This window comes from Clostridium coskatii (assembly GCF_001675205.1).
GTDB classification, from domain to species: Bacteria; Bacillota; Clostridia; order Clostridiales; family Clostridiaceae; genus Clostridium_B; species Clostridium_B ljungdahlii.
In genome coordinates this window covers 20,924-40,469 of the sequence record NZ_LROR01000059.1, presented here as the reverse complement: position 1 = coordinate 40,469, position 19,546 = coordinate 20,924, and the positions used below count along the sequence as shown (strand labels likewise).

Annotated in this window: 15 protein-coding genes; 2 read left to right on the top strand and 13 right to left on the bottom strand. The window is 30.4% G+C overall.

The genetic code is table 11. The annotated features are described in order from the left end of the window. Positions 1-7 precede the first annotated feature (7 nt). From dnaK to gpr, 8 genes are all read right to left on the bottom strand, one after another. On the bottom strand, positions 8-1,885 hold the full coding sequence (gene dnaK / locus CLCOS_RS15275) for a molecular chaperone DnaK (protein WP_013237464.1): 1,878 nt from the start codon (positions 1,883-1,885) through the stop codon (positions 8-10). A gap of 84 nt (positions 1,886-1,969) precedes the next feature. Continuing rightward, a complete protein-coding gene (grpE, locus tag CLCOS_RS15270) occupies positions 1,970-2,611 on the bottom strand; it encodes a nucleotide exchange factor GrpE (protein ID WP_063601564.1) in 642 nt (213 codons plus the stop codon). Positions 2,612-2,661: 50 nt separating this feature from the next. Then, entirely contained in the window at positions 2,662-3,702 is a 1,041-nt protein-coding gene (gene hrcA, locus CLCOS_RS15265; RefSeq protein WP_013237462.1) for a heat-inducible transcriptional repressor HrcA, read from the bottom strand. A gap of 189 nt (positions 3,703-3,891) precedes the next feature. Next, positions 3,892-5,040 carry a radical SAM family heme chaperone HemW gene (gene hemW, locus CLCOS_RS15260; RefSeq protein ID WP_063601565.1) on the bottom strand — a complete coding sequence of 383 codons (1,149 nt, stop codon included), beginning with the start codon at positions 5,038-5,040 and terminating at the stop codon, positions 3,892-3,894. 48 nt (positions 5,041-5,088) lie between these two features. Next, positions 5,089-6,897 (bottom strand): translation elongation factor 4, encoded by a 1,809-nt coding sequence (lepA, locus tag CLCOS_RS15255; protein ID WP_063601566.1) that lies wholly within the window; start codon positions 6,895-6,897, stop codon positions 5,089-5,091. A 121-nt stretch (positions 6,898-7,018) separates the two neighbouring features. Continuing rightward, a complete protein-coding gene (locus CLCOS_RS15250; RefSeq protein WP_192847911.1) occupies positions 7,019-7,342 on the bottom strand; it encodes a hypothetical protein in 324 nt (107 codons plus the stop codon). A gap of 98 nt (positions 7,343-7,440) precedes the next feature. After that, positions 7,441-8,514, bottom strand: coding sequence for a stage II sporulation protein P (locus CLCOS_RS15245; RefSeq protein ID WP_063601567.1), 1,074 nt, complete (start codon positions 8,512-8,514; stop codon positions 7,441-7,443). A gap of 103 nt (positions 8,515-8,617) precedes the next feature. After that, complete coding sequence (gene gpr, locus CLCOS_RS15240) at positions 8,618-9,592, bottom strand: GPR endopeptidase (RefSeq protein WP_013237457.1); 975 nt, start codon at positions 9,590-9,592, stop codon at positions 8,618-8,620. A gap of 450 nt (positions 9,593-10,042) precedes the next feature. On the opposite strand from gpr, the gene rpsT reads away from it, so the two are divergent. Next, positions 10,043-10,309, top strand: a complete 267-nt coding sequence (gene rpsT / locus CLCOS_RS15235; RefSeq protein ID WP_063601568.1) for a 30S ribosomal protein S20 — start codon at positions 10,043-10,045, stop codon at positions 10,307-10,309. Between the two features lie 29 nt (positions 10,310-10,338). Here rpsT and holA read toward each other — a convergent pair whose 3' ends face one another. From holA to CLCOS_RS15220, 3 genes are all read right to left on the bottom strand, one after another. Next, positions 10,339-11,364, bottom strand: coding sequence for a DNA polymerase III subunit delta (holA, locus tag CLCOS_RS15230; protein ID WP_023162895.1), 1,026 nt, complete (start codon positions 11,362-11,364; stop codon positions 10,339-10,341). A gap of 17 nt (positions 11,365-11,381) precedes the next feature. After that, on the bottom strand, positions 11,382-13,160 hold the full coding sequence (locus tag CLCOS_RS15225; RefSeq protein WP_063601569.1) for a ComEC/Rec2 family competence protein: 1,779 nt from the start codon (positions 13,158-13,160) through the stop codon (positions 11,382-11,384). A 91-nt stretch (positions 13,161-13,251) separates the two neighbouring features. Then, positions 13,252-15,840: a cation-translocating P-type ATPase gene (locus CLCOS_RS15220; protein WP_063601570.1), complete on the bottom strand. Its 2,589-nt coding sequence runs from the start codon at positions 15,838-15,840 to the stop codon at positions 13,252-13,254. A gap of 178 nt (positions 15,841-16,018) precedes the next feature. Between CLCOS_RS15220 and CLCOS_RS15215 the strand changes: the two genes are divergently transcribed. Next, on the top strand, positions 16,019-16,774 hold the full coding sequence (locus CLCOS_RS15215) for a sulfite exporter TauE/SafE family protein (protein ID WP_204524439.1): 756 nt from the start codon (positions 16,019-16,021) through the stop codon (positions 16,772-16,774). A 64-nt stretch (positions 16,775-16,838) separates the two neighbouring features. Here CLCOS_RS15215 and CLCOS_RS15210 read toward each other — a convergent pair whose 3' ends face one another. Both CLCOS_RS15210 and CLCOS_RS15205 read right to left on the bottom strand, forming a co-directional pair. Continuing rightward, complete coding sequence (locus CLCOS_RS15210) at positions 16,839-17,945, bottom strand: LolA family protein (protein WP_063601572.1); 1,107 nt, start codon at positions 17,943-17,945, stop codon at positions 16,839-16,841. Then, positions 17,942-19,420, bottom strand: a complete 1,479-nt coding sequence (locus CLCOS_RS15205; protein WP_063601573.1) for a HAMP domain-containing sensor histidine kinase — start codon at positions 19,418-19,420, stop codon at positions 17,942-17,944. The genes CLCOS_RS15210 and CLCOS_RS15205 overlap by 4 nt, the downstream gene beginning before the upstream one ends. Positions 19,421-19,546 lie beyond the last annotated feature (126 nt).

Genomic DNA, 19,546 nt, shown 5'->3' with positions numbered 1-19,546 from the left:
GGAAATATTATTTATCATCATCTACTTTGTAATCCGCATCAACTACATTATCATCTTTTTTTTCTGATGCACCTTGAGAACCTGCTCCTGCCCCTGGATTTTGTCCTGCTCCCATATTTGGATCTGCTCCTGGATTTTGTCCTGCTTGAGCATTCTGACTATATATTTTAGATGTAATTCCATAGAAAGTTTGAGTTAAATCTTCAGTAGCTTTCTTTATTGCCTCTAAATCTTCTCCATCTTTTATCTTCTTTAAAGCTTCAATTTTTTCCTCTACAGTTTTCTTATCTTCAGCTGATACTTTATCTCCTAAGTCCTTTAATGTCTTTTCTGTCTGATATACAGATTGATCTGCATTATTTTTTATGTCTATGGATTCTTTTCTCTTTTTATCCTGTTCTTCAAACTTTTTAGCTTCATCTACTGCCTTGTTTATTTCATCATCGCTTAAATTAGTTGAAGCTGTAATTGTTATATTAGCTTCTTTTCCTGTTCCTTTATCTTTAGCAGATACATTTACTATACCGTTGGCATCTATGTCAAATGTAACTTCAATTTGAGGAATTCCCCTTGGAGCTGGAGCTATTCCTGAAAGTGTAAATCTTCCAAGAGTTTTATTATCAGCAGCCATCTTTCTTTCACCTTGAACTACATGAATTTCAACTGAAGTCTGGCCATCTGCTGCAGTTGAAAATACCTGACTCTTCTTAGTTGGTACTGTAGTATTTCTATCAATAAGTGGAGTGGCAACTCCTCCTAAAGTTTCAATTCCAAGTGTAAGAGGTGTAACATCAAGGAGTAATACGTCTTTTACATCTCCAGTTAAAACTCCGGCCTGAATTGCAGCCCCTACAGCTACACATTCATCAGGGTTAACTCCCTTTGATGGATCTTTACCAGTAAAATTCTTAACTGCTTCCTGAACAGCTGGTATTCTTGTAGAACCACCAACTAATATGATCTTATTTATATCATTTATTGTAAGTCCTGCATCATTTAATGCTTTTCTCATAGGTTCAATTGTTCTTTCAACTAGATCTTGAGTCAACTCATTAAATTTTGCTCTTGTCAAATTCATATCTATATGTTTTGGACCAGTTGCATCTGCTGTAATAAATGGTAAGTTTATATTTGTTTGAGTAGATGCTGAAAGTTCAATTTTTGCTTTTTCAGCTGCTTCCTTCAATCTTTGAAGTGCCATTTTGTCATTTCTTAAATCTATACCATTCTTAGCTTTGAAATCTTCTGCTATATAGTCCATAACTTTCTGGTCAAAGTCATCTCCACCTAGATGAGTATCACCATTTGTAGCTTTAACTTCAAATACTCCATCTCCAAGTTCTAGTATGGATACATCAAAAGTACCTCCACCTAAGTCATATACAAATATCTTTTGACTTGTATCAGTTTTATCAAGTCCATAAGCAAGTGATGCAGCTGTTGGTTCATTTATTATTCTACGTACATTTAATCCTGCAATCTTACCTGCATCTTTAGTTGCCTGTCTCTGACTATCGTTAAAATATGCTGGTACTGTTATAACTGCTTCAGTTACAGTTTCTCCTAAATAAGCTTCAGCATCTGCTTTTATTTTTTGGAGTATCATTGCAGATATCTCCTGTGGTGTATAATCTTTTCCATCTATATTTACTTTATGGTCTGTTCCCATTTGCCTTTTTATTGACATTATTGTCTTATCAGGATTTGTTATTGCCTGTCTTTTGGCAACTTGACCTACCAATCTTTCTCCATTTGCCTGGAATGATACTACTGATGGAGTTGTTCTTGCTCCTTCTGAATTTGCTATAACTGCAGGATCTCCACCTTCCATAACTGCAACACATGAATTAGTTGTTCCTAAATCAATACCTATTATTTTTGACATATTAACTTACCTCCTAAATTTAACTGCGTTAAAATTATCTTACATATATTTAATTCAAACAAATTTAATTTGTATGTTTTAAACTTAATTTGCTACTTTAACCATGCTGTATCTGATTATTTTGTCTTCTCTTTTGTATCCTTTTTGCAAAACTTCTACTATAGAATTTTTATCATATTTATCATCTTCTATATGCATAACTGCATTATGTAGATTTGGATCAAATTCTCCTTCGCAAGGAATTTCCTCTACATTTAATTTTGAAAGGGCATTATTAAATTGTTTCATTGTCATCTCTATACCCTTTTTCAAATCTTCTGCATTTCCTTCTACATTTACTGCCCTTTCCAGGTTATCTAACACTGGTAAAACTTCTTTTAATATATCCTTACAAGCATCGGAATAAATATTGTCCTTCTCTTTAACAGTTCTTTTTCTAAAGTTGTCATACTCTGCCATAACCCTTGCAAGTCTATCTTTAATAGAATCCAATTCATTTATGGCCTTTTTATTTTCATCTTTTAATTTTGAATTTTCTTTTTTTAATTCTCCTAGCAAACTTATCTCTTTATCTTCTTCATCTTCTGTTTCTTCTACTTCTTCTTCTGAATTATCCTCTGTGCTTTCATTTACACTTTCATTATCTTTATCTTTTTTTTCATTTTCTGAATCATTTTCACATTCTTCATTAAGGTCTTTTTCATTATCACCTTTATCCTTTAACATTTAGATACTTCCTCCAATCTAACATTTATACCTATTTTACAAAATTCATTCTATTTTTCATCAGAATAGGCATTACTTAAAATATAATTCATTTCCTTTACTACATTTGCAAGTATTGATATGACTTTAGAATAAGGTATCCTTGTAGGTCCTATGACTCCAATTTCACCTATAGGTCTTTCATTCAAACTATAAACAGCAGATACAACGCTGCAATCTTCTGCACCTTCTGTATAATTTTCCTTACCAATTTTTACTGAAATATTTGAATTACTGTTCAGTAAGCTACTAACTTTATCTTTATTATCCATCATAGATAAAAATTCTCTTGCCTTTTCTATATCCTTATATTCCGGATAATTAAAAATATTTGTAGCCCCTTGAGTATATATATTTGAATTATCTACACTATTTAAACTATCATACAATGCAGAAATTATATTATTGAATATATCTTCATATCCTTGAAAATCATTTTTTAAATTATTTATAACTTCTAAATTTATTTGTTCAGCACTTAAATTCTTTAATCTGACGTTTAGCATATTACTTAATTTAACAAGAATATCATCTGAAATAGTTTTTCCTACCTTTATCAAATTGTTCTTTATAATACCACTATCAATTATAAGTACTAATAATATATTGGTGCTTGATTCAATATTTATTAACTGTATATGCTTTATATAACCTCTTTTAACTGAAGGTGCTCTAACTATAGAAGTAAGTTTGGTAAGCTCCGATAAAAGACAAACAGCCTGCTTTAATATTTTATCAACCTCAAATAAAGCTGCATCTATAATCTGTGATTTTATTATATACATTTCTTCTTGGCTCAAATTTGGTATATGCATCAATTTGTCAACATACAACCTGTATCCATTATTGGAAGGTATCCTTCCTGAAGAACTGTGAAGTTGTTCTAAATAACCCATTTCCTCCAGATCCGCCATTTCATTTCTTATAGTAGCTGAACTTACACCTAAATTGTATTTTTTAGCTATGGTTCTGGATCCAACAGGCTCCGCAGTGTTTATATAATCATTTACTATTGCCTGAAGTATTTTTATTTTTCTTTCATCCATTTCCATAATATCTCCTCTTTATTAGCACTCATTGTTGTTGAGTGCTAATTGCTATGATTAAAAAATATCACTCATAATTTTTTTTGTCAATACTATATAACTATATTATTAAGGTAAATAATATGTTTTTTATAATTTAAAATAGAATTAATTAAGGTTTCTCACATTTGCTTAAGATATCTAACTCACTTGAAATTATGTTAATATAAAATCACACATTACACTGTTAGATACTTCTATTCCTCTTTTGCTTAAGTACAGCATATGTCCCTCTTTTATTAAAATACCCATCTTTATGTACTTTTCAATTACATCCCCATATACAAAATAAATATCCTTGTTAAATCTTCTATAGAAATCTTCTGTAGAAATTCCATCTATTTTTCTAAGACCCATAAACACAAATTCCTCCATACTGTCCCAGATAGAATTTTTATGTTTATCTAATCTTAAAAACTGGTTTAAATTTCCCTGTAAAATATATTCTTCTATATTTTTGGTATTTCTATACCTGTACCCATCTACATAAGAATGGGCACCTGCCCCGCAACCTATATACTCCTCCATGTTCCAATAAATAAAATTATGCTTGCATTTTCTATCTTTTTTTGAAAAATTGGATATTTCATATTGTTCATATCCCATTTTAGACAAAAAATCAAGTGTAAAATAATACATCTGTCTTTCTTCTTCTTCTCCAGGCAAATTCAAGCTTTTTGACTGATGTGCATTGTAAAATGGAGTACCTTTTTCCACTATAAGACTATAACAAGATATATGTTCTGGATTCAACTTAACTACATTTTGCAGTGATTCTTTCCAATCTTTTATTGTCTGACCTGGAAGTCCAAACATAAGATCTATGTTTATATTTGAAAATCCAAATTTTCTTGCCATATCATATGTCTTTAAAAAATCTTCTAAAGTATGAATTCTACCTATACATTTAAGTATAGAATTCTGCCAAGCCTGAAGACCTATACTGAGTCTATTTACTCCCATCTTCCTTAAAACTTTGAATTTGTCTTCTGTAAATGTACCCGGATTACCTTCTACTGTAAATTCTAAATTATCTTCTGTATTTATTTTCTTTAATGCCTCATATATGTTATTCCAAGATTCTAATGATAAATAGGTGGGAGTCCCCCCACCTATAAATATAGTTCTTATTTTTCTATCTCCTATAGATTCTATATCTCTAGCTAGTGCTTTTGTATAACTTACCATAAGTTTTTCTTTTCCACTATAAGATGGGAAATCACAATAAAGGCACTTTTTTTTACAGAAGGGTATGTGTATATATAGAGCCACAGCCTTTTTAACATCTATATTTTTACCTTGCATAAAACCACTTCCAAACTCCTACTCTCTTAACAAATTTCCTGTTATATACTAATCCTCAGTTTTAAGTATGGCCATGAATGCTTCCTGAGGGATTTCTACGGAGCCAACCTGCCTCATTCTCTTCTTTCCTTCTTTTTGTTTTTCAAGGAGTTTTTTCTTTCTTGATATATCTCCTCCATAACATTTTGCAAGTACATCTTTTCTCATAGCCTTAACTGTTTCCCTTGCTATAATTTTTCCACCTATCGCTGCCTGTATTGGTATTTCAAAAAGCTGCCTTGGAATTATTTCCTTTAATCTTTCTGCTATACCTCTTCCTCTTTCATAAGCTCTCTCTTCTGGAACTATCATGGACAGTGCATCTACCACTTCTCCATTTAAAAGTATGTCAAGCTTTACTAATTCAGCAGCTTTATATCCTTTTAATTCATAGTCAAGTGAAGCATAACCTCTTGTTCTAGATTTTAATACATCAAAAAAGTCATATATTATTTCATTTAGTGGAATTTCATAATTTAAAGAAACTCTGGTAGTTTCTATATACTGCATATCTTTAAAAGTTCCCCTTCGGTTTTGTGAAAGTTCCATAACTGCTCCCACATATTCAGAAGGCGTTATTATTGATGCCTTTACTATAGGTTCCTCCATATACTTTATCTCCGAAACCTCGGGCATATTTGTTGGATTAGTAAGTTCTATTACAGTACCATCTGTTTTTCCAATCTTATATATAACAGAAGGAGCTGTAGTTATTATGTCAAGGTTAAATTCTCTTTCTACCCTCTCCTGTATAACGTCCATATGCAAAAGTCCTAAAAATCCACATCTAAATCCAAACCCCAATGCTATAGAAGTTTCTGGTTCAAAGCACAAAGCTGCATCATTTACCTGAAGCTTTTCTAGTGCATCTTTAAGCTCGCCATACTTTGCTCCATCTACAGGATATATACCACTATATACCATTGAAACAACAGGTCTGTATCCCTTCAAGGGTTCTTTGGCTTCTCTAGAAGCTTCGGTTACAGTATCCCCTACACGTGCATCTCTTACATTTTTAATAGATGCGGTAAAGTATCCTACATCTCCTGCTTTAAGTTCGTCTCTTGGCATAAAATTAGGAACAAAAATTCCTGTTTCCGTAACCTCATACACTTTTCCTGTAACCATAAGTTTTATCTTCATCCCAGGCTTTATTACACCTTCCATTACTCTTATATGACAAACTACTCCTCTATAGCTATCGTAATTTGAATCAAATATAAGAGCTTTTAAAGGTGCATTTTCATCTCCCTCAGGAGCTGGCACTTTGCTTACTATTGCCTCTAAAACCTGTTCTATATTTAGTCCAGTTTTTGCAGAAACTGTTGGTGCATCAGATGCTTCTATTCCTATAACATCTTCTATCTCATTTTTTACCTCTTCAGGCCTTGCACTTGGCAAATCTATTTTATTTATTACAGGAACAATCTCTAAATCATGATCCAGTGCCAAATAACAATTTGCAAGGGTTTGTGCTTGTATGCCCTGAGTTGCATCCACAACTAAAATAGCACCTTCACAGGCTGCCAAGCTTCTTGAAACCTCATAGTTAAAATCCACATGTCCTGGCGTATCTATAAGATTTAGTATATATTCTTCTCCTGAAGGTCTTTTATATATAAGTCTAACAGCCTGAGACTTTATAGTTATTCCTCTTTCTTTTTCCAACTCCATATTATCAAGTACCTGGGAGTCCATTTCCCTCTCAGTAAGAGTTCCTGTCTTTTCAATTAATCTATCTGCAAGTGTAGATTTACCATGGTCTATATGAGCAACTATAGAAAAATTTCTTATATGTTTTTGTCTTTCGCTCTGCATACTCTTTTCCTCCAATACCTATGAAAAGTTAAAAGATTTTCATTATTTGATTAATCTCTAGCTTTTCTGTACGAATAACTACAGTAAATTATATCATAACAAATATGCAGTGAAAAGTACATTATTTAGGGAGTTTACTTTCTAGATTTTTAAATGTCTCCGAAGTCTTATTTATAATATAAGAAGTACCTGAATGTACTTTTTCTCCCACTATATTTATAACTTGTTTAGATCCGTTTTCAAAATTATAAACTATTTTATTATTTAAACATAATGAATACTCCCCTACATCAACTGTAAAATCAAAGGGAGAAACAGTATAATTTATTTTAAAATTAGATTTATCTTTTATATATTTAGGAAGTCCTGCTGTTATAGTTACAAATCCGAAAAGTACTATCATAATGCAAAATATTATCACAGCCCTAATACCTTTTTTACTCAAAAAAAATCACCCCACATAGAAACTAGATTTAAAAGCATAAAGTTTCTATTATAAGGATGAACATTTTTACTAATTTTATACAAAAGTTTTCAAATTTATCACTTATTATTAAGTACCTCTGCTATTATCCTAGCAACATATTTACCTGTGGCTTTGGATTCATCCGAAGTGTTTATATCTGCTCCAATTTCCATTAGTATTGCATTGTTGCTCTTATCCTGATTAAAGTACCTTGTTCCATAATTATAGTAACAAACTCCCTTGCAAAGTCCTGGAAATAGCTTATTTGAAGTATCTATTATAGAATTTGCCATAGCCATGTTTTTATCAAAGTGAGGATTTTTTCTGGCCATAACCAACATAAATTTAGATATATTTTCTCCATTCATCCTGGCTGTAACTGATTTTTTATCATCTACAGAATCTCTGTGTAAATCTATTATAAGTTTAAAATCACCATACTTTTTTAAATACTTGTCAAGTGTTACAGCAGACCTAGAATAACTTTGAGTATAAGCTTCTGCATCATGCACTGTTTTATCATTTATTGCAGATATCCCATAGTTATTTTGAAGTTCATTTACCATTACATCTCCTACTGCACACACATTTTGAGTAGTATCAAAGCTATTTGCATCTCCTGGTTTATAGCTTTCCGTAGTATGGGTATGATATATTAGCACCTCAGGTTTACTCACATCTAAAGTTTTTTTAAGTTTTGGGTTATACACAGTTACATCCTTATTTTCCAAATTCAAATCATTTTGAGTATTTGATTTAGATGTACTTTCATTTTTTTTTATCTGTTTGTCATCTAACTTAAACTCATTAAAACTTATATCTTGATTTTTTGAATAGCCTAGTCCTAAAAAAGCCACCTCTCTTCCTAAAAGAGATTTAGGATTATTTATGTCTAACCCTACAGTCTTCAAAATAGTGTTTCCTATAGAAAAACAATTTTCTGCCATATCATCTTCAGAAAAAGAAGTAGTCTTTACTGTTGGCATGGCATAGTTTAAGACTTCAACATAGAACATATTTCTCTTTACATTGCTGCTGTACGAATTGGCCTTTGCTATGCAGGGCAAAATGATAACTAGTATTACCGTTAACATTAAGATACACATTTCTAATTTAGGATCACCTTTAAAATTAAATCTTCTGTAATTCAATATTTGACTGCTTTAAAATTTCTTAAAGCAATTCCCCCCTCTCATGTAAATTTAATACTGTTAATTTATATGAAAAGGAAATTAAAATTATCACAAGTGCAAATTAATTTAAATAAGTATTTATGTCCTCTAAATCAAGAGCAGGTTGAAGTGCTATATTTATACCACCAGCAATTATTTTCGAAATTGAATCCATTACTAAATCCACATCTTTAGGAGTCACTATAATATTTTCCCCATAAGGTTCCATTATTTCTTGTATAACCCCTTGTTTTTCATCTTTATCCACAGATTTCAGCATTTTGTAAAATTCACTTCCACCTTTACTTTTATTTATAAGGTCATCCAAAAGCAAGTCAATGGTATCATTGGCCATAGTAGCCGCATCTACTACCGTAGGAACTCCTATAGCTATTACAGGCACTCCTAAGGTTTTCTGGCTCAATTCCATTCTTCTGTTCCCTATCCCGGAACCTGGGGATATCCCTGTATTACCTATTTGTATTGTTGAATTTACCCTATCCATCTTTCTGGATGCCAGTGCATCTATACATACTATTAAATCTGGCTTTACCTTTTCACAAACTCCCCTTATAATTTCTCCTGTTTCAATTCCCGTAATTCCTAGTACTCCAGGAGATATGACACATACTGGCCTTATACCTTCATCTATTTTATCAGGCACAAGCTGCTTTAAATGCCTTGTTACCATTAATTTAGAAATAACCTTAGGCCCTAGTGAATCTGGCGTTATATTCCAATTTCCTAATCCTACAACTAATACCGTAGCGCTATCTTCTATTTTTATTACTCCTGATAATACTTTTCCAACTACTTTACTTACCTTATCTCTAATTTCACCATCGTAGTGGGTAAACTTAGGCATATCTATAGTTATATAAGATCCCTTTGGCTTTCCCATAACTTTTTCTCCTACGTCATCTACTATGTTAACATATGTTATTTTGATGTCATCTTCAATTTTTTCCTCTGTCTCTACCCCTGGAACTTCTTCTCCTCTTTCTTTTCTACATACTTCTCTTGCCTCTACTGCTAGATCAGTTCTCACACTAAACATATTATCCGCTCCTAATTCAACTTTTATTTTTATCCGATGGCTACTATCCGTAACACTCCATCCACTTTAGGTGGGAGATATTAGAACTCTTGAATTTCAGCAATTTAGAGTTCTTATGCTGTGTATAACGGCTAGTACGCCCCTGGATAAGTTCTTCTAAAACTTAGATGGAGAGATGTATTCCTCTTAAGCAAACTCCACCTAAGTCTAAGAATCACTTGATAGGACTTTAAAATAATTGATAAGTTTATTATTAGCTGTTTTCATACTCAATATACCAACACATAACTTCAATTAACAATTGACAGTTCACAATGCACAATTAATGAAGATTTTTTACTTGAAGTAGTTGAAATTTAATGCTATAATATCATTTGTTAAATAGAATGACCCACTAGCAAGTTTCCCCAACGCTGTTGAGGTCTATAAAACTAATAAGGGGGTGAAAGCATGGCAAATATAAAATCAGCAAAGAAAAGAATAAAAGTTATCGAAACAAAAACACTTAGAAATAAAATTATAAAGTCTTCATTAAAGACTACTATAAAAAAATTCTTAGCTTCTGTTGAAACTAAAAACGTAGAAGAAGCTAAAGTTAATTTTACAGCAGCTATAAAAGCTTTGGATATGGCTGAATCAAAAGGTATAATCCACAAAAATAAAGCATCAAGAAATAAATCTAAGTTAGCTTTTAAGTTAAATAAATTAACTGCATAATAAATAAACCGGTTTTAACCGGTTATTTATTATGCAGTTGTATTTATTATCAAAAGTTCCATTTCAGTTTTCTCATCTATAGATAAACTCTTTATTCTCTTTTCTGTATTCAAACACAATGCCACTGCTTTTTTTAGTTGATTTATTGTAAACTTTTTACTTTGTTTTACCATAATGCTGTAACCATATTCTGATTTTATGTTTAATTCTTTCATAATTTCTTCTTTGGTTATTCTCTCTTCCAAGCACATTTTTATTTTAAAAAGAAGGTTGAACTGTCTCTCTACCATAGATAAAATATAGCTTATTTTATACCCTTTATACATGAGTTCATTTAACATGTAAAGTGCATCTTTTATCTTTTTATCAGATATTGCATTTACCAAATCAAATATATCCTCATCACCACTTCTTAAAAACATCTTTTTCATGTCTTCTCTTTCTATATTTCTTCCATAAGTGTAACAACACAATTTTTCTACTTCATTTTCTATTATACTCAAATTATTTTCGCTCATAAGGCTGCAGAATATCCTCAAATCTAATTTTTTTATATCTTTTCCACGCTCATAAAAAAATTCTTGAACTTTATTTTCCAGCTGTTTTCCCTTTACTTTATCAGCTTTTACAACACAAATGTCCTTGTCAACACTATATATTTTTCTTCCTGGTTTATCCCTTTTACTTTTAAATACATAGTAAAATATTAAAATGCAGTACTTAGGTAGGTTTTTCAAGTAACTGTGTATAGTCTTAAATTCAGTGGATAATTTATTTTTATCTTCACCAAAAAAAGAAGCTCTATATACAAGTACAACTTTTTTTTCACTCATAAAAGGCAATGTCTCACAGGCATTTATTACGGGATCAAAACTTTCAAGGGAACTTCCATCAAATTTCATATAATTTAAATCCATAAAATTAGGATTTATAACTTTTTTAATTAAAGCTTTTATATTTTCTTTTATAAGTAGTTCATCTATACCACAAAACAAGTAACAATTCCTCAAATCTCCCTTTTCTAAATTTTTTTCAAAGGTAAATATGTCTATCAATTTTACTCACTTCCATTTTAATCGCATATTGTAGGTATTCTAAAAATCATATTAAATATTATAACATAAGAAGTACTACCTTCTAGTGGATTCTCATACTTTTTAGTTGAATTTTTATTTTGGGATTTAATTCTAGGAATGAATATGCAATTATTTCTACTAAAAACTTCGATATCATTTCTATTTCCATCATCAAATAAAATTTGGAACTCCTTCTTTTTTACATGAAGTTTGGAATTCATATCATTACCTATATTTAAATAGGCATTACTATTTATTATATAGGTAAAGTTTTTTACCGGATTGGTTATTACCTTTCCTATATACTGATCATCTTTTATATTTGTTATCCAACTGGAATGAAAGTCATCATAGCTGCATATCATAACTTTATTTATTCCCTGTTTTATAATTGCAGCCTTTCCATTGTCATTATTTATAAAAGTTATATTCATAAATGGTGCATAAACTCCTAAAAATACTAAAATAAAACATACTATTGGAACATATTTTAATTTTCTATATCCTTTTTTATACATTAAAAAACTTACAAATACTGCAATAAAGGCAAGTCCGTCTATATACTTTAAATATATAATTTCAGGACATAGTTTTAAAACAACCATATTGGCACCATCTATGGCAGTAAAAATAACCTCCATAGCTTTACACAATAATTTAAATAAAGGTTCTACAAAGCATATACAAAGCGCAGCATTTCCTAAAACAACTATAATTGAAAAAAGGGGAAGCAAAAATAAATTGCCAATCATAAATCCCCAACTGAAATTTTGAATTGTAAAAGCAATATAGGGTAGAGTAAATATTTGAGAACTAAAAGTTAAACTCATACTGGAGGCCAATTTTTGTGGAAGCATAAAAAGTTTTCTATAAATTTTCCCATTGTACAGAAGTATTCCAATAGTTGCTAAAAATGAAAGGTCAAATCCTAAATCCACTACATAATATGGTTTTACAGCTATTAAAATCAGAGCTGACAAGCTTAGAGAAGATATGCTATCATATTCTTTAAAAAATATTTTTGATAATTTGAATAAGAATATCATTATAAATGATCTCATAGTTGCAGCTGCCATACCCGTAAAAAATACATAAAGTGCTGATACAATCACAGCTATTTTAAGTCCTACTATACTCTCCAATACCTGGTATATTATAGCCATATGAAAACCTGATACACTTACTGCATGAATTACTCCAAGCTTTTGAAACTTCTGCATTTCATCTTGACTAATGTATGAAGTTTCACCATAGCATAATGCCATAACAAGAGCTGATCTTTCTTCGCCTATGACTTCTTTAAACCTTTCATATATATTTCTTTTAAATTCATATATGGAGTATATAAAATCTTTTTTTCCAGTCTCATATTTTTTTATATAGTAAGTACCTATTATACCTTTTTGTGCATTTAATTCCCTTTTAAAATTACCATATACCTTTATACTCTCTCCTTCTTTTAGCTTATCCAATTTATTTTTTAGCATAATTTTTCTTCCTCTATAGTCTCCTATAAAATAGTAGTTTTTCTTTTCCACTACCCTAATTTGAGAAGAATCTTGAGGCCGTATATTAAAATACATATTGAAACTTACCACTCCAAAAATAAAAAAAATAGCATTTAGAATACAAAATTTAATTTTCAAGGTATAAAACATTATTATAAAAAAAGAAGCTGCTATTACTGCAGCTATAAAAACATTATCTAAAAATACTAAAACGGACAAAGACCCTAACGCCAAGGAGATAGAATAAAACACTAATGGTCTTTTCATATCTTCCTTAACCTATTGTAGTAATAATCATAATATAATAAAGTCAAAAAATCCACCTCCTGTTATTTTATATTATCCAAAAAATAACAGGTTAAACATATTCATTTTTACTAAATTTATAGACCATACAAAATATAAACCAAACGGCAGTCCCAATTAAAAAAATCTTCCAATAATTTATGTCAAATAAAATTTTAAAATTTCCTAAAACTAATATAGCAATCAACTGAACAATAACATTTACAATCACAATTGCATTTGAATATATGTTGTTAAAAAATTTTTCATTTGAAAAGCTGTATACAAACAACGCAGCACAGGTATTTAGTAACGAAATAGAAGTAAATAACGGGAATTTATTTTTTTGTATACTAGCAAAATAAAAAACTCCAAATGCTAAAACCCCCATTAAAAATCCTCCAAAAACAATAAAACTCATGTTTTCTTTAATTATATCTTTATCAATAGTATACGTATCATAGTCGCCTTCTTCTTCCTTGTACTGACACATAAGAGCTAGAGATGATAAAAATACAAGTACGCTGTTGAACCAGAGTGATTCCACAATCATATTATTTGAAATATTGAGATCGAACAACAAACTTATCATTAAGAACGCGAAAAAACCGGTACTACAACTTATAATATATACAATCATTTTTTTTATCATATGCATAATTTTTCTTGAATCTTCTATGGTATCTATAATACTCATGAAATCCATGTTCTCTGTAAATATATCACATAATTTTTTCACTATGTTGCTTTTAGTATTAGTTATTCCAACATTAGACATTTTAAGTGCAGGCAAATCCGTTAGCTTCCACCCAGTTATAGCAGTTATATATCCATAGCTTTTTAAAGTCTTAACTATCTTTACTTTATGCTTAGAATTTATCATAGAAAAAATACTAACCTTTCCTCCTATACGTTCAAATTCTTTTTCTGTCATGTTATCTATTTCCACACCAGAAATTATTTGTGAAAGCCTTGATACAAAATTTAGCTTTTTTCCTACAGATAAAGCTGTAAGTTTATTATCTTCTGTAATTATAATAGGCTTAATGGAAAGTGAAAGGGCCTTCTTTATAGAATTTACTGCATTTTCTTTGAGCATATTATCAAAACCAATTAACCCTACAAACACTAAGTTACTCTCAATATTTTCTTTAGGACTCGGTTCATAGTTGAAATTTCTGTAAGCAAATGCTACCACATAAAGGCAATCATTAGCCATACTAATATCTGCATCTTTTATAGCCTTTATATCTTCTTCTGTTATCTCAACCTCTACACCATTTTTCATCATATGAGTACATCTATCTATAATAGAATCCGCTGATCCCTTTACATGAGCTCTATATTTGTCATCCATTCTATTTACAGTTGTCATTATACGTCTTTCACTATCAAATAAAATTTGAAATATTCTTTTATGTCTTTTGTCCAAATCTTTTTTATCTATTCCATTTTGTTGACAAAATTTTATAAGAGCCTGTTCTACTAAATGTTCTCTAGAATTTTCTATATTACCATTTATAGATTTAACATCATTACATAAAAGTCCTATATGCATCATCCTATACAAGCTTTCATGTATGCCATCCTCTAAAGATTCCTCACTAATATCAATAAATCCAGTACTTCCATAAGCTTTTACAATATCCATTTTATTTTTAGAAAAAGCCCCAACTTTATCTGTACAGACAGTAGATATCTCTGAAAGCTTTTCCACACTAGATAAATCTTTAAAATTTATATCCTTTTTTCCTAGATTTTTAAATAAAATAATTCCCATAAGTAAAATTATTACTGAAAATGTCTGAGGCAAGGAGAGTAAATATACATTTGCCACTCTCTTTAAGCTATAATACATTTCGTGATGAAATATGTAATTGGATACTCCTCCAGCAATTAAAAGACCAAAAATTAAAATTTCACTAAATATATTAAAAATCTTATTGAGTCTAAAACCAAAAGATTTCCTGTCAGCTTCTTCTTTCAGTAAAAGTTTTACCATGTTAGCTACTTGAGTATCCATTCCCACAGCTATAACTATTCCTGTACCATCTCCTGAAACAACAGAAGATGATTTAAATAGTATATTTTTCATATCTGAAAGTGTCAGTTCATTATCATCTATTTTAGATTCATATTTTTCGGATATAAAGCTTTCTCCCGTAACGGAGCATTCATCTATTTTTAAATCATTGCTTTCTATAATTCTCATATCAGCTGGTACTAATTGCCCCTGTTCAACTATAACTATATCTCCTACTACCAATTCTTCAAAAGGTATCCTCATAGTTCTTCCATCTCTTATTACCCTAGCTGTTCCAAAATTTAATTTTCTCAGCTCTTTAAAATTTCTTTCTTCCTTATATTGTTCTAGTGCTACAGCAAAAATATTTAAAAATACTATAAGCAGCGACAAAAATGTCTGTATAAACATACCTAAATAGGAAAATATGGCAGCAAATAAAATTAAAGATATAACCCATATCTCCTTAAACTGCACCATAGTAAGATGAAACAAACCTTTACTATTCGGCATAACAATGTGATTTTTCCCATACTTTTCCCTAAGAGGGGTAATTTGATCTTCATCAAGTCCATAGTATGTATTGCTATTTAATTCCTTTACTATTTCACTCCAGGAGCGTTTGTACCACTCAATCATATATTAACACCTTCCATTTCCAGGTCTAAAGCTATTAGCAATTTATACTTAATACAATTATCATCTTTTTAATAATCGTTTAGTTCTATTACATACTTTAATATTACGTCTAAAATATGGTATAATGCAAACATTATGTTAAGTTTTTTTCATATTTACTTTGAAAGAAGGAATGATGTTGGCAGTACAGATAATACTTGTAATGTTCATAGTTGGAATTGCACTTGGATTTGTAGGGGCAGGTGGATCTGGATTTATAATATCCATTTTGACTGTAATTTTTGGTTTTACCATTCATGTATCCCTTGGAACTGCTTTAGCTGCAATGATCTTTTCATCCATATCTGGAGCTTTTAGCCACTATAGAGAAGGGGATGCTGTACTAAAAGTAGGAATTGCCGTAGGAATTTTCGGAGCTATTGGCTCTTGGACTAGCTCTAATTTTTCTGCAATTATACCTGCTAATGAATTAAAGTGGATGACTTCAGGAATGTTATACTTATCTGCTTTAATCTTATGGATCCGTATGTTTGTGCTAGAAAAAAAGCATTCTTCTGAAAAAAATTCTTTACCTACTGGAATGAATTTTTGGATACGTGCCTGTGGAATAGGACTTGTTACAGGTACCATTTCAGGTTTATTTGGCATAGGATCTGCTTGTTTTATTCAAATCGGATTGATGTTTATTCTAGGTATGTCAGTACGTCAATCTGTAGGGACTACTATGATGGTAATTATACCAATTGCTTTAGCTGGAGGAGCAGGATATTACCACTTAGGATATTTAGATATACATCTTCTTATTGAAGTAGTTGTAGGTACAATAACAGGTTCCTATATAGGTGCTAAATTTACAAAACGAGTACCTATACCAATATTAAAAGTTGCAATGCTTTTAGTTCCTATTACAGCCGCCACATTACTTATAATTTAAATTTTTTATAAGTCATCAAAATAGAGACAAGTGATATAATTTATCCCTTGTCTCTGTTTGTTTTTTACTTGGAATGCTCCAAGCTCTCTACTATTTTCTTTGCCTGCTCCATATTCATAGAAGGGTCTTGTATGAGCATATCATAATTAAAGCCATCTTCACTCCATGATATGCTTTTTACATTATCCTCCATAGAAGTTCCCTTTTTACCTCTTATAGTAATATCTTTTTCCCCATCAAGTTTTAAATCGTCTTTACTAGAGGGTATTTTGTTATCATCAAAAATGATAGTTGTAAGAACTAAAGCTTCTGCTCCATTTTTTTCATAGGTCTGATTTATCTCTTTGTGCTTAACTGCCTTCGCATCCAAGTAGGTAATACTTTTCAATTTATATCCAGACTTTTCATTTAAAGTTAATATAGGTTTTCCTGCTATTTTTTCTGCTTGCTTCATATCAATTTTATTTTGATTAACTTTTTCATCAATCTGTTCTATCTTAACATCAGAAGGTAACTTTTGGGTAAATAAGCTATTATCAAACTTAGGTGAAAAATCAAGCTTTGTATACTCCATACTTGATTTGGTATTAGCATTTTCCGACGTATTTTTTACTAAGAACCAATTGTCCTTATCTATCCAAAAATTCACTTCTCCTATTAAACTCTTTTCCTGTTTTGGTTTAGCAAATATATGGTAAGTTTTAAATCCATTTACAGTTTCCTCACCTTTATAAATTAAAGTATGAGTTTTTGATATTGCATTAAGTTCCCTCATAAGTTGAGATTTATAATCAACACTATTGTCAGTCAAATCGCCATCTGCTTTCATAGTCATTGCCTTTTTTTCTTTTTCCATGTATATGAGCATTTTGCCTCCATCACTTGTAGATATCATTTTACCTGATTCATTGTCAACTTCTATACGCCTTCTTATTTTATTATTTGAATTATCTGTCCATTCCTTTATAGTGCCATTCATAACCGCCTTGCCATTTTCATAATTTTCCATCTTTGCCTCTCCATAATAGGACTTAGGCTTTTCATAGGCAGTCATAGCCTTACTTATAACATCTCCTGGTATTATAGTATCTTTTTTTAGACCATCACATCCACTAAATATACCTGCCGTTAATATCCCCATAGTCAACATTGCTATAATTTTCTTTTTCATAATAAATTTCTCCCTTCAATATCTATTTGATTTTTAATCATAGGTATAGCGCATATAAAAACAGTACTGTTTTCTTCTGAAAATACTTTTACTTCACCGCCATGTTTTTGTATTACAAGTCGTACAATACTTAATCCAAGTCCTACACCTTTCCACATATTTTTACTTCTAGAATCATCACTTTGATAAAATGGCATAAACACTTTTTCCTTTTCCTTATCTTTAATTCCACTTCCTTCATTTTTGATTAAAATCAAAAGCCTTTTTTCTTTCCAGCTTCTTATCTCATTTTGAAAATTAATTTCAAGCCAATTAGGAAGTTCCTCATCAGGTGAAAATGCTCCCATGTATATGGCTCCTCCTTCTTTTGTATACCTAAACGCATTTGCCATTAAATTATCTATTACCCTTGTCATTTGTCTCACATCTACATTGTACTTGCCATTTACTTCTATATTTGAAGTAAGTTTTATTTCCTTTTTTTCGCAGGACTTGTCATATCCTGAGAAAAGCATTTCAAATAACTCTGATCCTTCAAGTTCTACAAACTTCATTTTATAATCTGTTGTAAGGAGGTTGTACATCATTAGATCATCTATCATGTTTTTCATATAATCACTTTTGTGAAGTATAATAGAAACTTTATTTTTTAAATCTTTCATATCCAGGCCTTCTTCACATTCCATTGACTCCGCATAAGCTCTTATTGCAGTAAGTGGCGTCTTTAAATCATGGGATATTGCAGATATCATGTACTCCTTAGATTTTTGCTGAAGTTCTATAGTTTTTCTTTTTTCTTCAATATCATTTTTCATATTGTTAAAGTGGTTTATGAGCTCTCCTATTTCATCACTACATTTGTAATTTAAATTATCCTCATCTCCAACAGCAAACTTATTCATACCTTCTATTAAGAGCTTGATAGGCTTATTAAACTTTTTATTTAAAAGAATTACTACTAATGCGAATACAACTAAAACCATAAATATAAAACATAAAATGACTAAAACAGTTCTATAATTTACAGCTTCAATAAAGTCATCTCTTGTCATAACTATTTTATAAAGTCCAACTAATTTACTATCTTTAAATACAGGCATTTTCAAAGTATTGGCTTTAGTTCCTGTTTGTATTTTATATAGATCAGAATAAAGTTCACTCTTGTCAATATATCCTAACATGTTATCATCTGATGAATATATCTGCTGACCCATTGCATTATATACTTCTATTGCAACAGAACTTTTATCTTCATCCATTACAAATTTTTTATTCATTAAAGAGCTTCCATCGTATATATTTGGATCATCAAGTACTTTCTCATATGCCTTAAATTTACCCATGGTAGATATATAATTCATAACCTGTGTATTTCTGTTGTAACCATTTATAATTACAAACAAGATTAAAGCTAAAATTATAGGGGTCAACATAACTGCTAAATGAGATAATATAAGCCACTTTTTTAATTTCATATCTTTCTCCTAACCTGTACAATATCATTATACAAATACTTTTTATTTCTTTATAAAACTTAATAATTTCTTTATAATTAAGAAAAAAGCTATACCATCCTGCAAAGCTGCACATTATGATATAAC